Source organism: Pseudomonas moraviensis subsp. stanleyae, from assembly GCF_036283065.1.
GTDB lineage: Bacteria > Pseudomonadota > Gammaproteobacteria > Pseudomonadales > Pseudomonadaceae > Aquipseudomonas > Aquipseudomonas stanleyae.
Genome location: NZ_JAADJI010000003.1, coordinates 437,087 through 453,349 on the forward strand (window position 1 = coordinate 437,087; position 16,263 = coordinate 453,349).

General features: G+C 61.7%; 10 protein-coding genes and 1 other RNA gene. 1 reads left to right on the forward strand and 10 read right to left on the reverse strand.

What is annotated here, in order from left to right; genetic code table 11:
- Nucleotides 1–11: 11 nt before the first annotated feature.
- The 3 genes from GXB78_RS07175 to dnaX all read right to left on the reverse strand — a co-directional run bounded on the left by GXB78_RS07175 (nt 12) and on the right by dnaX (nt 3,798).
- Nucleotides 12–1,046 carry an NADP-dependent oxidoreductase gene (locus GXB78_RS07175; protein ID WP_016773860.1) on the reverse strand — a complete coding sequence of 345 codons (1,035 nt, stop codon included), beginning with the start codon at nt 1,044–1,046 and terminating at the stop codon, nt 12–14.
- 262 nt (nt 1,047–1,308) lie between these two features.
- Nucleotides 1,309–1,647, reverse strand: a complete 339-nt coding sequence (locus GXB78_RS07180) for a YbaB/EbfC family nucleoid-associated protein (protein WP_003223337.1) — start codon at nt 1,645–1,647, stop codon at nt 1,309–1,311.
- Between the two features lie 66 nt (nt 1,648–1,713).
- Nucleotides 1,714–3,798 carry a DNA polymerase III subunit gamma/tau gene (gene dnaX / locus GXB78_RS07185; RefSeq protein ID WP_329514899.1) on the reverse strand — a complete coding sequence of 695 codons (2,085 nt, stop codon included), beginning with the start codon at nt 3,796–3,798 and terminating at the stop codon, nt 1,714–1,716.
- 145 nt (nt 3,799–3,943) lie between these two features.
- On the opposite strand from dnaX, the gene GXB78_RS07190 reads away from it, so the two are divergent.
- The gene (locus GXB78_RS07190; RefSeq protein ID WP_329514901.1) at nt 3,944–4,693 is read left to right on the forward strand and encodes a substrate-binding periplasmic protein; all 750 of its coding nucleotides are present in this window, start codon (nt 3,944–3,946) and stop codon (nt 4,691–4,693) included.
- Between the two features lie 106 nt (nt 4,694–4,799).
- Here the strand turns inward: GXB78_RS07190 and GXB78_RS07195 are convergent, their stop codons facing one another.
- The 7 genes from GXB78_RS07195 to smc all read right to left on the reverse strand — a co-directional run bounded on the left by GXB78_RS07195 (nt 4,800) and on the right by smc (nt 16,262).
- A complete protein-coding gene (locus GXB78_RS07195) occupies nt 4,800–6,767 on the reverse strand; it encodes a hypothetical protein (protein ID WP_329514902.1) in 1,968 nt (655 codons plus the stop codon).
- 36 nt (nt 6,768–6,803) lie between these two features.
- A complete protein-coding gene (locus GXB78_RS07200) occupies nt 6,804–7,304 on the reverse strand; it encodes a hypothetical protein (RefSeq protein ID WP_329514903.1) in 501 nt (166 codons plus the stop codon).
- Nucleotides 7,305–7,509: 205 nt separating this feature from the next.
- An RNA gene (gene ffs / locus GXB78_RS07205) (signal recognition particle sRNA small type) lies at nt 7,510–7,606 on the reverse strand.
- Between the two features lie 134 nt (nt 7,607–7,740).
- Complete coding sequence (locus tag GXB78_RS07210; RefSeq protein ID WP_329514904.1) at nt 7,741–8,904, reverse strand: zinc-binding metallopeptidase family protein; 1,164 nt, start codon at nt 8,902–8,904, stop codon at nt 7,741–7,743.
- Nucleotides 8,905–9,143: 239 nt separating this feature from the next.
- Complete coding sequence (gene ligA / locus GXB78_RS07215; protein ID WP_329514905.1) at nt 9,144–11,501, reverse strand: NAD-dependent DNA ligase LigA; 2,358 nt, start codon at nt 11,499–11,501, stop codon at nt 9,144–9,146.
- A gap of 183 nt (nt 11,502–11,684) precedes the next feature.
- Nucleotides 11,685–12,548, reverse strand: coding sequence for a cell division protein ZipA (gene zipA / locus GXB78_RS07220; protein WP_041479106.1), 864 nt, complete (start codon nt 12,546–12,548; stop codon nt 11,685–11,687).
- A gap of 225 nt (nt 12,549–12,773) precedes the next feature.
- Nucleotides 12,774–16,262: a chromosome segregation protein SMC gene (gene smc, locus GXB78_RS07225; protein ID WP_329514906.1), complete on the reverse strand. Its 3,489-nt coding sequence runs from the start codon at nt 16,260–16,262 to the stop codon at nt 12,774–12,776.
- Nucleotide 16,263 lies beyond the last annotated feature (1 nt).

The following is a 16,263-nucleotide window of genomic DNA, read 5'->3' on the forward strand; positions in this document are numbered from 1 at the left end:
GCGTCAAATCCTCAATCCTGGGCGACCCGGACCACCAGTTTGCCGAAGTTGCGCCCTTCCAGCAGACCGATGAACGCCTCGGGTGCCTGCTCCAGACCTTCGACCACATCCTCGCGGAATTTCACCTTGCCGTCGCGTACCCACGGCACCATGTGGCTGATGAATTCCGGCTGACGATCACCGTAGTCATCGAAGACGATGAAGCCCTGAATCCGCACACGCTTGGTCAACAGCGTGCGTTGCAGCATGGGCAGGCGATCCGGGCCGGTGGGTGCCTCGGCGGCGTTGTAGCCGGCGATCAGACCGCACAACGGGATGCGCGCCTTGGGATTGAGCAACGGCACGACCGCATCGAAGACATGCCCGCCGACGTTCTCGTAGTAGATGTCGATGCCGTTGGGGCAGGCCTTGGCCAGTTGCTCGGCGAAGTCGTCGGCCTTGTGGTCGATGCAGGCATCAAAACCCAGCTCTTCGACCACGTATTTGCACTTCTCGGCACCACCGGCCACGCCGACCGCGCGCAGACCTTTGATCTTCGCCACTTGCCCGACCACCGAGCCGACGGCGCCGGACGCAGCGGCCACCACGAGGGTTTCGCCTTCTTTCGGCTGACCGATGTCCATCAGGCCCATGTACGCGGTCATGCCCGGCATACCCAGCACCCCGAGAGCCATCGACGGGCTCGGCAGGCCGGCCGGGATCGGCATGATGTTGCGGCCGTCGCTGATGCTGTGGCTCTGCCAACCGGTGGCGCCAACCACCAGATCACCGGTGTGGAATTTCGGATGATTGGACTGTTCGACCCGGCTGACCGCGCCGCCAGTCATGACTTCGCCAATTTGCACTGGCGCAGCGTAGGACGGAGCGTCGCTCATACGCCCGCGCATGTACGGGTCGAGCGACAGGTACAGGGTTTTCAGCAAGACCTGACCGTCCTGCAGATCCGGCAGGGCCTCGCGCTCAAGACGGAAGTTTTCCGGAGTCGGCGCACCAGTCGGGCGCGAGGCAAGGACGAAGCGTTGGTTGAGGGTGAGAGGGTCGGACATGTCAGCGTCTCCTGTGAATGGGGAATTCGGTGTATAGGGAGCAGACCTTGGTAGCGGTGGTGTGTTCGATGTTTCTTCAGTTTTGACCGAGGCGCGCCCTTCGCGAGCAGGCTCGCTCCCACAGGGATTGCATTTCCAAGTGTGGGAGCGAGCCTGCTCGCGAAAGCGCCAGTCCTGCCGGCACATACCCATCATGCAGAAACAAAAATGCCAGGCGCAATGCCTGGCATTTTGTGTAGCTCATCTGCCGCGCAATGGCGAATCAGAATGGCAGTTTCATACCCGCTGGCAGGTTCATGCCAGCGGTCATGCTGCCCATTTTTTCCTGGCTGTTGGCTTCGATCTTGCGCACGGCGTCGTTGACGGCGGCGGCGACAACGGCTTCCAGCATCTCCTTGTCGTCTTCGCTCAGGCCTTCGACCAGGCTTGGGTCGATGCTCACGCTCTTGACGTCGTGACGACCGGTCATCACCACGGTGACCATGTCGCCGCCGGCCTTGCCGGTGACTTCGGCGTTGGCCAGTTCTTCCTGCATCTTGGCCATTTTTTCCTGCATCTGCTGCGCCTGCTTCATCAGGCCGGCCATGCCACCTTTCATCATGGGAATCACCTCAAACGTACTTGGATAAAACAGCGCCCGGCCATCGCGGCCGAGCACCTTCAGTTATTAGCCTTGGGTGACCAAGGCGTCGACAGGTTCAATAGTATCGCTTCGCACCACCGCGCCGAACTGCTGAACCATCTGCTGGATGAACGGATCACCGTGGATCGACTCCTCTGCCTCGCGCTGGCGATTGGCGCGGCGACGGGAGGCAGCCTGGGCCGGGGTTTCCTGCTCGGGCTTGATCAGCTCGATGGTCAGCGTCAGCGTGCGCCCGTGGAACTGGTTCAACGCGTCGTTGAGACGCCGCTGTTGCGTGGCGTTGAACAGTGCGCTGTGGGCCGGATCAAGGTGCATCAGCCAGTGGTCGCCATCGACCGCAATCAAGGTGCAGTTGGCGGCGATGCTGCCGGTCATGCCGGAAATCGGCAGCTTCGGGAACAGCTCCAGCCATTGCAGGGCCAGGCCGGTGGCCGGCGCGGCGGCAGGTTCCGGCTCGGGCTCAGGCTCGGGATCGGTGGCGTGTTCGCTGGCCAGTTCGTCGAGGTAGCTGTAGGCCGAATCCATGTCCGGCTCGATGTAGTCTTCATCCAGCGGCGGTTCGTCGTCCATGTCCATGCCCGGCGTAGCGGCATCGACGTCAGCGACGGACGGCTCGGGAATCGGCGCAGCGGCCCACTCCGGCGCATCCGGCACCACGCTGTCCGGGGTCGGCAGCGGCATCGGCGGCAATTCCGGCTGCTCACCGGCGGTTTCCAGCACCGGTTCGACGGCGGGTTGCTGAACCGGCGCCGGCTCGGGCTCGGCTTCCACCGGGTCGTTCCACGGCAGATCGACGACAGCTTCGACGGCGACGGGCTCAGGCTCCGGTTGCGCTTCGACAACCGGCGCAACAGGTTCTGGCTCGGCAGTCGGCGCCGCTACCGGTGCGGGCCCAGGCGCCGGCGCAACAGCCGCAGCGACCACCGGCGCAGGCTTCGGCGCGGCAGCCACTGAGTTTGCGGAATCAACTGTGGCCTGGCTGATCCCCACTGGCTTTAGCGGTTGCCTCGGCGCGTCCGCGGTATCCGCCGGTCGGAACGCCAGCATCCGCAGCAGGACCATCTCGAAGCCACCACGCGGGTCCGGCGCCAGCGGCAAGTCGCGGCGGCCAATCAGGCCCATCTGGTAATAGAACTGCACGTCTTCGGCCGGCAACGCCTGGGCCAGGGCCAATACGCGATCACGGTCGCCGTGGCCGTTGTCGACGCCTTCCGGCAGCGCCTGAGCGATGGCCACACGGTGCAGCACGTTGAGAATTTCCGAGAGCACGCCGTTCCAGTCCGGACCTTGCTCGGCCAGATGCCGCACGGCTTCGAGCAGCGCCTTGGCGTCACCCTCGATCAATGAATGCAGAACGTCGTAGACCTGACCGTGATCCAGCGTGCCGAGCATCGCCCGTACGTCAGTAGCCAGAACCTTGCCTTCGCCGAAGGCAATGGCCTGATCGGTCAGGCTCATGGCGTCACGCATCGAACCATCGGCGGCGCGGCCGAGCAGCCACAGTGCATCGTCTTCGAACGGTACGTTTTCCGCGGTCAAAACGTGGGTCAAATGCTCGACCACACGCTCCGGCGTCATATTCTTCAGGGAGAACTGCAGGCAGCGCGAAAGAATCGTTGCCGGAAGTTTCTGCGGATCGGTGGTCGCCAGGATGAACTTGACGTAGGGCGGCGGCTCTTCAAGGGTTTTCAGCAGCGCATTGAAGGAATGGCTGGACAGCATGTGCACTTCGTCGATCAGGTAGACCTTGAAGCGCCCACGGCTTGGCGCGTACTGCACGTTGTCGAGCAGTTCGCGGGTGTCTTCGACCTTGGTGCGGCTGGCGGCGTCGATTTCGATCAGGTCGACGAAACGGCCTTCATCGATCTCGCGGCACACCGAACATTCGCCGCAAGGGCTGGAGGTGATGCCTGTCTCGCAGTTCAGGCACTTGGCAATGATCCGCGCGATGGTGGTCTTGCCGACCCCGCGCGTCCCGGTGAACAGGTAGGCGTGGTGCAGCCGCTGGCTGTCCAAGGCATTGATCAGAGCCTTGAGCACATGGGTCTGGCCGACCATTTCGCGGAACGAGCGCGGACGCCATTTACGTGCAAGAACCTGATAACTCATCGAAAACCGTCGCAGCGAAGGAAGCAGAAGCGGCTAATGCTAGCGGAGCAAGGGCAAAATTGCATCCGGTGTCCTCGTCTAATATGGCTAAGCTGCATCAGCAGAGGCTTTTATCGGCTCGGAACGGCGAATGACCGGAGCGTTTATGCGGTGGGCCCTTGGGGCATTGCTGGGAATCAGCCTCAACGCGATGGCAGGACAAGCGCCGTTGCGCTTCGCCGTGCCGGACAGCTGGGCGATGCCGATGGTGCAACTGCAAAGCGGCAGACCGACCCAGGGCATCCTGCATGACATCCTGCTCAGCCTGGCGACCCAGGTCGGCGCGCCGGCGCAATTCATCGTCCTGCCGCGCGCGCGGGTCCAGAGCGCCATGGAACACGGCGACATCGATGTGCGCTGCTATGCCGCACAGTCGTGGCTGCCGAATCAGTCCGGCGATTACATCTGGAGCGTGCCGCTGTGGTTTCAGCGCGACCTGCTGGTGAGCCGCGAAGATCAATCGGCGCAGATCAATCCCGCCGATCTGCCGCGACAGGCCATCGGCACCGTCCTCGGTTACAGCTACCCGACCCTGCAATCACTGTTCGACGCCGACCGGTTGCAACGCGAAGACGCGCGCAATCAAGAGCAGGTGCTGGAAAAGCTCCTCGCCGGCCGTTATCGCTACGCGGTGAGCAATCAGTGGACGCTGGACTGGATCAATCAGCGCCTGCTGCCGGAGCAGCAATTGCGAGGGGTCGCGGTGCTGCAGGAACAGCATATCGGCTGCTATGTGCGGAACGACCCGAAGGTGCCGGTGCAGCGGATTCTGCGCACGTTGCTGCGGATGAAAATGTCCGGCGAGATAGACGACATTATCCGGCTCTACACCGGCACCTCTTCAACCACACCCTAACCCCCTGTGGGAGCGAGCCTGCTCGCGAAAGCGTTGTGTAAGGCCACCCCGATGTTGAACGTGCCGACGCCTTCGCGAGCAGGCTCGCTCCCACAGGGTTGCCGGGTCAATAACCGTGCGATTCGCGAAATTTCGGCTCGCGGCTGTGGTGATAATCGATCCACTCCACCACGTCGTAGGGCAGGTAAAGCTGTTGTCGGGCGCGGGACACGGCGATATACACGGCGCAGATGCGCTGATCGAATTCGTAGGCGTCCTTGAATTTCTCATTGCTGAGCAACGCCCGGGTCAACAGAACGCGCCTGAATTCCATGCCGCCGGCCTGCTCGGCCATCATCAACAGACAGGCCTTGCCCGGCTCGATGATCCTCTGGCTCAGTCGGGTCAGGTCGGCAATCCTGAAGCCTTCTTGCAGCTGCGCTTCGATCCACACAAAGGCTTCATCGAAGCGGTTGGCCTCACGCACTTGCCGCCAATCTGCCATGTCGCTGAAATACGGGTGCGGCCCTTTCTCGCTGGACCCGGCGTTGTAGAAATCGCGCCGGAACAGTTCGATGGCGGTGGTCATGAAATGCTTGATGTCGTCCTGCGCTTCCCTGTCGGGAAAACTGAAGGCGCAATTGGAATCGTGCAGGTGGATGGCCCACATCATCGTGTCCCACGGTGACGCGGTCAGCACCACGCAACCCTCGGGCGGTACGAAGGCTTGCGGGTAGTACTCGATATCGACGTCAGCATGTCGCGCACCTTCGAAAGGCACTTTGCTTTTCTGCGTGTGCCGCGAGATCAGCGGATTGACCAAGCGCTCGACATTGCGCCCCGAACGCACCGAATAGCAGATATCGCTCTGGCGCACTTCTCGCTTGCGCTTGAGCGGCTCGCCCTTGGCGTGCTGATACTCATCGCCGAGGGTGATCAGCACCTGCTTCCCGCGCTCGATCATTTGTAGCAGCGACGCCGGCACATCCTGGCTTTCGTCGATGATCACATGGGTGTAGCGCGGCGGGACGCGGCAACCGGCGAGACTGGCGCGCTTGATCATCAACAACGTCTGAAAACCGCTCTGGCTGGCCCAGGCCGGGTTGGCCTCGAGATAAACCCAGAGGCGACTGGAATACTCCAGCAGCGCCTGCGAGTCTGCAGCGGTCAACGGCTGCTGGAAGTGCGGCAGATGCCTGGCGGACAGCGTGTGGTCTCTGGAGGCGCAATACAGCTCCAGCACGCGTAGGCAGACCTCAAGTATGCCCTGCCCGTCGTGGTGGCGAAAGCCGAACATATTCAGTTCCTGCGCCAGCGCCTGCTTGCTCGGGATGCGCGCTGGCGTCCTGGCCATATGCGACCGAGGGCCAAGCAACTGGGCCTGGGCAAATTCGAAAAAAGTCTGGCCGATTTCCGTGTCGTGTACCTGCACGATGTGCTTGCGCAACGTCGCCAGTTTCGCCGGGGTGCGCGCCAGCACCAGGGTGCGTTTGGAGCGCAGGCATTCAATCAGCGCGCTGAGCATGTAGCTCTTGCCGATGCCCGCATAACCCTGCACATGGAGGTCTTCGTCGAGGTTGGCGCGAAAGGTCCGCAGCAGCTTGTCCTGCGCCGCGCTCAACCAGTGTTCACGCTCGCGTGGCGTGACCATTTGCTGAATGAACGGGTTGTTCTGCTTCTGATGGCGAATCTTGTAGTCGACATCCCAGTGCCCATCGGGCAACAGATATTCCTGCGCAGTGACTTCATCAGCCATGAGAAAGCGCAGGTTCAGGCCCTTGAGCGCATTGAGGCCGAAATACAGTTTGCGCGAATCGAACAGTCGCCGCGCCTCGGACATCAGTCCCGCCGATCCAGAACGCCGAGCGGTGACAGACCAGTCGATGAGTCTGGCGAGAATTTTCTCCGCCGCGCTGGCGCTCAGATCCTGTTCCGTGGCCTGGGCGAGATTCTGGATGACCAGCACCGCCGCCAGTTCCGGATCGCTCAGGTTGGCCAGTGCCGCATCACCCTCGGGCTGCAACAACGCCGTACACACATCATGGGTGATGGGCAGAAATACCGGGGTGGCCAAATCAAAATGTTCCGGGTGCATACAACCTCGCTGCCTGGGCTTTGACACATCACCAGATCAGTCCTGGTCATTCTCGTCGTGCAATTCATGGGTGGGCGGCGAGTATTGCTCATTGCCGGCCTCGGGGTTGATCCGCAGCTTGAAGGAGTAGTCGCCCAGCGTGCCGGACATGCCGCGTCGCTCAGCGCCGCTAGCCACAGCCCCCGCATCGATCTGCGCGTGCACTTCGTAGAGCGCCATTTCCAGCAGTTTGCGCAGGTATTCAGGGTTTTGTGCGGTGGCGTGCAGTTGCAGGTCGTACTTTGCGCCCGGCGAGATTGAGTTGTGCTCGACGATGACCGGTTGAGGTTCCACCGGGTCCGGCTGTTCAGGCTCTTCGGCCGCGTTGAAAACAACAGATGCCGCCAGAATCGCGGCGTGCTCTTCATCCATCAGATCGAGCACTCGCGACAGCTCCAGCGTGCGCTCGGGCTGATCCTGCATTTGCGCTTTGACTTCCAGACGGCGTAACTGCCATTCGCGCAGTTTTTCCCGGGTCAGATCGTCAATTTCAGCCACTTGCCTTACCTCTCGATGCCAGGCGAGGGAGTATGCCACTGTTCAGCTTCGACAGCCGCACGGCCAACGGAACGCTGCGCTGCTGATCTGAGCTTTTCTGATGGCGGATCAACGCCAAAGGCCAAATCGCAGGCATAAAAAAACCGCAGTGGGCGAAACCCATGCAGTTCTGTCTGAAGCCTTCGGTGGTTCGTTAAGGTGGTGCCCCCACCAGCCACACCCCGGCACACAATGTTCCCGCTGTGGCTGCTTCCTTCCGGATCTGACCAGGTTCACGGGTAATCGTTGCGGGGGGACCGATGGGGTCACCATAACGACGCTTGCCTGTCGGCGAGCCGCGCCATTGTACCTGTCTGAGATGAAGTTACAACCGTTGGTTGCAGATAAAAAACATGAACGGGTTCAAGGACATAAAGATCGCAGCCTGCGGCACCTCCTACAGGGCCAGGACTTCGTCTGCACGACCGCCCGCCTGCTGGATCACCAGATGAATGAAGTGCAGCTTGGCGATCGCCGCTGCCGGCAGTACGAACGGATAGAAATCCGGCTGGCCCATGCTGCGCGACAGTTCATTGAGCATGCCGGCCAGTTCGATCCAGGCATTGACGAATGACAGGAACGCGCTCCCGCCGGGATGCTCGGGGTCGTACAGGGTGCTGGTCGGAAACGGCTGATAGTCGAAGTCCATTTCCCGTGCGCTCATGCCGAAGCCCAGCGCGGTGTCCACCGCGTCCATCATGTGCAGGTAATGCGCCCAGGTTTCCGCCCAGTCTTCCCACGGGTGCATGGTTGCGTAGGCGCTGACGTAGTGTTGCGGCCAGTCCAGTGGCGCGCCTTGCTGATAATGCCGGTCCAGCGCCTCGGCGTAACTGGCGCGTTCGTCGCCGAACAGGTTGCGAAATGCGCCGAGCCAGGGGCCGTTGGCGATGAGGCGATCCCAGTAGTAGTGGCCGACCTCATGGCGAAAATGCCCGAGCAGCGTGCGATAGGGTTCGTGCATCTGCGCCCTGACCTGCTCGCGATGAGCGTCGTCGGCCTCTTTGATGTCGAGGGTGATCAGGCCATTGGCGTGGCCGGTCATTGGCGCGTTACCTTGCAGGTCGACACCGATGAAGTCGAACGCCAGCCCGGTTTCTTCATCCACGGTTTTCGCGATGACGGGAAGACCAAGGGTGATCAATTGCGCGACCAGTCGACGCTTGGCGATCTCGACCTTGCGCCAGCGCTCGGGGTTTTCCGGGACCGACAGGTCGGGAATGGTGCGGTTGAGGCTGCAGGCGATGCACAAGGTGTCGTGATCGTTGGCCGGCAGGAGCCAGTTGCAGGCGGCGGGCATGTCGAGGTTGGCGCAGCGGCGGAACAGACCGGCGTCGGGATCGACCTCAAGTGTCCATGTGCCCTCTTGTGGCCCAGGCTGCAGCGAGGTCAGGCGACTTTGTTCAGGTTGATAACCGAGCAAGGCGTTACAGGCCAGGCACTGACTGTTGCGAAAGAACAGCGACTGGCCGCAACGGCACGGCCAGACTTTGCTGTTGCGTGAGGATCCGGCCACGAACGGCGCGATGATGCGGGAACTGAGCTGCTCGAAAAAACGGTGCATGGCGATCTCTCCCTGGGACTGGCCAAGACTAGATCATTGCGAAGACAACATCGTTCCCGAATACAACGCGCTACCCGATGACACCGCCGTTGTGGCGAGGGAGCTTGCTCCCGCCGGGTTGCGAAGCAGCCCCAAATCCATACACCGACGCTGGCCGGGAAAACCGCGCGCGCTGTTTTTGCGGCGACTTCGTCGCCGAGCGGGAGCAAGCTCCCTCGCCACAAAGAGCAGCGCATCCCTTACACGGTGACGCCGTGGGTTTTGAGGAAGGCGATAAACGCCTCTTCATCCATGACCTTCACACCCAGCTCATTGGCCTTGGTCAGTTTCGAGCCGGCACCGGGGCCTGCGACCACACAGTGGGTTTTTGCTGACACGGAACCGGCAACCTTGGCGCCGAGGCTTTCCAGATGATCCTTGGCCACATCCCGGCTCATCAATTCGACCTTGCCGGTCAGCACCCAGGTTTCGCCGGACAACGGCAGACCTTCGACGACCTTCTTCTCGCTCTGCCAATGCATACCGAAATCGCGCAGTTGTTGCTCAGACTGCTCGGCGAGTTGGCGATTCTCGGGCGAGGCGAAGAACTCGCGCACCGAGTTGGCCTGCTTCTCCGGCAGCGCCTGACGCATGTCCAGCCAGTCAGCGTTCATCACCGCTTCCAGCGAACCAAAGCGGTCCGCCAGTTTCTGTGCACCACCGGGGCCGACGAAAGGAATGTGCAGTTTGTCGAGCAAGCCGCCCAGCGTGGTACTGGCGGCGAACTCCGCGCCCAACTCCCCTTGGTCCTGAATCTGCAAACCATGGCCGAGCAATTCGCTGATGACCTGCTGGTTGTGCGCATCCTCAAAGAAGCTGTGAATCTCGTGCGCCACTTCCAGCCCGACGTCCGGCAGGTAGGTCAGCACATGTGGCAAGGCCTGCTGCACGCGCTCCAGTGAACCCAGCGACCGCGCCAGCACCTTGGCCGTCTCTTCGCCGACATCGGGAATGCCGAGGGCGTAGATGAAACGCGCCAGGCTCGGTTGCTTGCTGTCTTCGATGGCTTTCAGCAGCTTGTTGCTCGAGACCTCGGCGAAGCCTTCGAGGTCGACGATGTCATCGAACTTCAGCGCATACAGATCAGCCGGCGAACTGACCAGACCTTCATCGACCAGTTGCTCGACGCTCTTGTCGCCCAGACCTTCGATGTCCATGGCCCGGCGCGAAACGAAGTGAATGATCGCCTGCTTGAGTTGCGCGCCACAGGCCAATCGGCCGACGCAGCGATACACCGCGCCTTCGCTGAAGGTCTCCTTGCCCTTGCTGCGTTTGACCAGTTGCGTGCGTTCGACGTGGGAGCCACACACCGGGCAGCTTTCCGGAATGGCCACCGGGCGCGCGCTGTCAGGACGACGCTCGGTGACCACCTGCACCACTTGCGGAATCACATCGCCGGCGCGGCGAATGATCACCGTGTCGCCGATCATCAGGCCCAGTCGCGCCACCTCGTCCATGTTGTGCAAGGTGGCGTTGGCCACGGTGACGCCGGCGACTTTCACCGGCTTCAGACGCGCCACCGGCGTCACCGCACCGGTGCGGCCGACCTGGAATTCAACGTCGAGCAGCTCGGTGAGTTCTTCCATCGCCGGGAATTTGTGCGCGATCGCCCAGCGCGGTTCGCGGGCGCGGAAGCCCAGCTCACGCTGGTCGGCAATGCTGTTGACCTTGAACACCACACCGTCGATTTCATAGGCCAGCGAGTCACGGCGCGCGCCGATGTCGCGGTAATACTCCAGGCATTCATCGATGCCCTTGGCCAGCTTCAGTTCGTGACTGATCGGCATGCCCCACTTCTGCAACTGCTTGAGGTTGCCGATGTGGGTGTCGGAAATATCGTGGGAGACCTGGCCGATGCCGTAGCAGCAGAATTCCAGCGGCCGGTTGGCGGTGATCTTCGAATCGAGCTGGCGCAGACTTCCCGCTGCCGCATTGCGCGGGTTGGCGAAGGTCTTGCCGCCGATCTCCAGTTGCGACGCGTTGAGGCGTTCGAAACCGGCCTTGGACATGAACACTTCACCGCGCACTTCCAGCGTCGCCGGCCAGCCTTCGCCGTGCAGCTTCAGAGGAATATTGCGCACGGTGCGCACGTTGACGCTGATGTCCTCGCCGGCGGTGCCATCGCCCCGCGTGGCGCCGCGTACCAGCAGACCGTCCTGATACAGCAGGCTGACCGCCAGGCCATCGAGCTTCGGTTCGCAGCTGTATTCCACCGCCGCGCCGCCACCGAACAGATCGCCGGCCGGCACATCGAGACCTTCGTTGACGCGGCGATCAAACTCGCGCATGTCGGATTCTTCGAAGGCGTTGCCGAGACTGAGCATCGGGATTTCGTGACGCACCTGGGTGAACGCAGTCAGCGCCATACTGCCGACGCGCTGGGTCGGCGAGTCGCTGGTGACCAGTTCCGGGTTGGCTGCCTCCAGTGCCTTGAGCTCGTGGAACAAGCGATCGTACTCGGCATCGGGAATGCTCGGCTCGTCGAGAACGTGGTAGCGATAATTGTGCTGATCCAGCTCAGCGCGCAGCTCTAGAATGCGGGTTTTGGCGGCGGTCATGGGTGTTCTCTCACAAAGCAAAAGAGCAGCCGAGGCTGCTCCAGTGTCTAATCATAGTCGCTCAAGGTAGTAGACCTTGTGGCGAGGGAGCTTGCTCCCGCTCGGTGGCGAAGCCGCCGTAAATTTGGGGTCGCTTCGCAACCCAGCGGGAGCAAGCTCCCTCGCCACAACTGCGCTCTGGCCTTAGCGCTTCTGGGTCAGGGCGCGGCGCTCGAATTCGACGATGCGCTGACGGTAGTGCTCGATCGTCTGCGCGGTCAGTACGCTGCGCTGGTCGTCTTTCAATTCGCCGTTCAGTTCCTGGGACAGCTTGCGGGCTGCTGCGACCATCACGTCGAAGGCCTGCTTCGGATGACGCGGGCCTGGCAGGCCGAGGAAGAAGCTCACCGCCGGGGTGCTGAAATGGTCGATGTCGTCCAGATCGAAAATGCCCGGCTTGACCGCGTTGGCCATGGAGAACAGCACTTCGCCGTTGCCAGCCATGCTTTCGTGGCGGTGGAAAATATCCATCTCGCCGAAACGCAGGCCGCTTTCGAGAATGTTCTGCAGCAGCGCCGGGCCCTTGAAGCCGGCAGGGTCGCGGCAGATCACGCTGATCACCAGGACCTCTTCGGCTTGCGGCTGATCTTTTTCCGCCACAGCCGGTGCAGGCTTGCTGTCTTCGGCGAAATCGTCGTCACGGCTGCTGAAGCTCGGACCGCCGTCCAGATCCAGGTCGAGGTTCAGGTCGCCCTGCGCCGGGCCATTGCTGCCGCGCTTGCCACGTTTGGAACCGGATTCACGCGGTTCGCGGGCTTCGCGGTTAGGCATGCTCACCGACGGCAGATCGTGCTCGTCCAGTTGCGGCTCCTTGTGCGTGTCCAGCACGCGGGCCGGGCCCAACAGCTCGGCGCTGGTGTCCTCGTCCGGCAGATTGGACAGGCTCCGGTCGAGACGGAATTTCAGCTTTCCCTTGCCGCCGCGCATACGGCGCCAGCCATCGAAAAGAATACCGGCTATCACAATGATGCCGATGACGATCAGCCACTCGCGCAGACCGATTTCCATGTAATCCCGTGCCTCTATAAAAAATGCTGAAAAATAAGGGGTTTACACTGCGTAAACCGCTTTAAAACGTGGCGCCAACTCTATGTTCTGACAGGCGTTTTGCCCACGTATACGAAAAATTGACATTAAACTAGCACGATCAAAGGCTTCGCAGCTACAAGCTTTGAGCTCCAAGCCACAAGCCGTCCACCTGCAGCCTGGAGCTTGTCACTTGCAGCACCGCCGCTAGGCGTCCACCATCGCCATCGCCTCCTCGACATCCACCGCCACCAGCCGCGAACAACCCGGTTCATGCATGGTCACGCCCATCAACTGCTCGGCCATTTCCATGGCGATCTTGTTGTGGGTGATGTAGATGAACTGCACGGTCTGCGACATCTCTTTGACCAGGCGTGCATAGCGTCCAACGTTAGCGTCATCCAGTGGCGCGTCAACCTCATCAAGCATGCAGAACGGCGCCGGGTTCAACTTGAAGATGGCAAAAACCAGAGCCAGAGCAGTCAGGGCTTTTTCGCCGCCGGAGAGCAAATGGATGGTGCTGTTCTTCTTCCCGGGCGGCTGCGCCATGATCGTCACCCCTGTATCGAGTAGATCTTCGCCCGTCAGTTCCAAATACGCGCGCCCGCCACCGAAAACTTTCGGGAAAAGTGCCTGTAAACCGCCGTTGATCTGATCAAAGGTATCTTTGAAACGGTTACGGGTTTCCTTGTCGATCTTGCGGATGACGTTTTCCAGGGTCTCCAGCGCTTCGACCAGATCGGCGTCCTGCGCATCCAGATAACGTTTACGCTCCGATTGTTGCGTGTATTCATCGATGGCCGCGAGGTTGATCGCACCCAGACGCTGGATCCGCGCATTGATGCGTTCGAGTTCTTCTTCGGCTTCGCGTTCACTGGCTTGTGCGGTCAATGTCGCGAGCACGCCGTTGAGATCGTAGCCGTCTTCAAGCAGTTGATCCTGTAAAGCCTTGCGCCGTACGGTCAGGGCTTGCCATTCCATGCGCTGTTGTTCGAGCTGGCCGCGAATCAGCTGCGATTGCTGTTCGGCCTGGGTCCGGCGTTTTTCCGCGTCGCGCAATTCACGATCGGCGTCTTCCAGGGCGATCTGCGCAGTCTTGAGTTCTTCATCGACGGTCATGCGCTTGTCGAGCAACTCCTCGAGCTTGAGGCGCAACTCTTCCAGCGGTGCCTCGCCCTCCTCCAGATTCAGACTCAACTGTTCGCGCTTTTCAGTCAGACGCTCGGCCTGCATTTCCAGACGCTCCAGCGCCTGCCGCGTTGAGTCGTGCTGGGCGCGCAGCGAGCCGAGACGCACCGCCAGTTGATGGGCGTGATCCTTGTGCTGCCGGGCTTCCTGACGCACGCGGTCGAGGCGTTCGCGCAGGCTGTCGCGCTGGGCCAGCAGCAATTCGCGCTGCTCGGTGTCGAGCGCCATGGCGTCCAGCGCTTCCTGCAATTGCATGCGCGCTTCGCCGACCTGTTCGTGCTCGAGCTCACGCTGCTCGGCGAGTTCGACCAGTTCTTCATCGAGACGGGTACGGCGCAATGTCAGCTGTTCGGCCTTGGCCTTGCCGGCGGACAACTGTGCTTTCAATTCGCCTTGCTGGCGCGCTTCGTCCTGTAGCAAACGACGCAAATGTTCGCGGCCGTTTTCCTGCTGGCGCTGTTGCGCACGCAAGGTTTGCAGACGGGTTTCCATGGCCTCGACCGTGGCTTCACGCTCTTCGCGCTCAAGCTGCAAGTCTTCGATTTCCTGGCCGCGGGCGAGCATGCCGCTTTCCGCTTCGCTCGCGCGACGAACACGTAAAAAGTGTCGCCCAACCCAATAGCCATCGCGACTGATCAGGCTTTGCCCGGCGCTCAACTGACTGCGCAAGGCCAGCGCCTGCTCAAGGCTGTCGACCGGTTTGACCTGGCCAAGCCACGGCGACAGATCAATCTGCGCCTCGACTTTATCCAGCAGGCTGCCCGCCACCCGCACGCCATCGCTGGCCGGGCTGAGCAGGCGCAGATCGCCTTGGGTGAAACCGGACAGATCAAAACCGCTGAAGTCGTCGACCAGCACCGCTTGCAGGTCGGCACCGAGCACGGTTTCCACCGCCAGCTCCCAACCCGCCTCGACCTTCAGGCCTTCGGCCAGACGCGGGCGCTCGGCCAGATTGTGTTCTTTCAACCATTCGGCGGTACCGGTGCCGGGATCGAGCGCGGCCTGCTGCAAGGCTTCCAGCGATGCCAAACGCCCGTTGAGCCGCTGCAGATCGCCCTGCGCCTGCTGCTGCGCGGTCAATGCCTGCTGCAACTCCTGACGCAGCTGTTCAAGCTTTTCGACCTGCGCTTCTTCGCTGGTCTGCAAATCTTCCAGGGTCGCTTCGGACTCGGCGAGCTGCTCGTTGAGCGCCATGATTGCCGCGTCTTCCGGATCGGCGGACAGCAACGCGCGCTCTTCGCCGAGGCGTTTCTGCCGGTCGGCCAGGCGCTCCATGCTGCTTTCCAGCTGCTGGATCCGCGACTGTTGCACTTCAGCCTGACGCCGCGGTTCGGCAGCCGTCAGGTTGAAGGCGTCCCACTGCTCCTGCCAGCCGTGCATGGTGGTTTCGGCTTCTTCAAGCGCAGCGGCGGCTTCTTCGGCAGCGGCGCTGGTGACTTCCTGCTCGGGGGTGAGCATGTCCAGCTCTTCGCCGAGGGTCAGCAGCAAGGTGCGGTCGTGGCCCAGGTGCGATTCGGTTTCCAGACGCGCGCGTTCGGCTTCTTTCAGATCGTCCTGCAACTGGCGCAGCCGCTGCTGGCCGTGCTGGATGCTCTGCTCGACCCGGGCAATGTCGCCGCCGACCGAATAGAAACGCCCCTGCACCAGATTGAAGCGTTCGGACAGGTCATGGTGGCCGTCGCGCAGGCGTTCGATGGCCGCATCCGCATTACGCTGCTCGGCGACCAACGCTTCGAAGCTGACTTCCTGGTTGCCAATGATCGACTCGCGCTGGCCGACCTGCTCGTTGAGATCCTGCCAGCGCAGCGCCGACAGTTGCGCCTTGAGCTGACGCTCTTCGGCCTTGAGTTCCTGATACTTCTTGGCGGCCTCGGCCTGGCGATGCAGGCGTTCGAGCTGGCGCTCCAGCTCTTCGCGCAGGTCGGTCAGGCGGGCGAGGTTTTCGTGGGTGCGGCGGATGCGGTTCTCAGTCTCGCGGCGGCGCTCCTTGTACTTGGAGATGCCCGCTGCTTCTTCGATGAAATTGCGCAGGTCTTCCGGCTTGGATTCGATCAGCTTGGAGATCATCCCCTGTTCGATGATCGAGTAGCTGCGCGGGCCGAGGCCGGTGCCGAGGAAAATGTCGGTGATGTCGCGTCGACGGCATTTGGTGCCGTTGAGGTAATACGTGGTCTGGCTGTCGCGGGTGACTTTGCGACGAATGGAAATTTCCGCGTAGGCGGCGTATTCGCCGAGCAGCGTGCCGTCGGAGTTATCGAACACCAGTTCGATACTGGCCTGGCTCACCGGTTTGCGACTGGTCGAGCCGTTGAAGATGACGTCGGTCATCGACTCGCCACGCAGGTTCTTCGCCGAACTTTCGCCCATCACCCAGCGCACGGCGTCGATGATGTTCGACTTGCCGCAACCGTTCGGCCCGACGACCGCCGCCATGTTACTGGGGAAGTTCACCGTGGTCGGGTCGACGAAGGACTTGAACCCCGCCAGTTTGATGCACTTTAGCCGCACG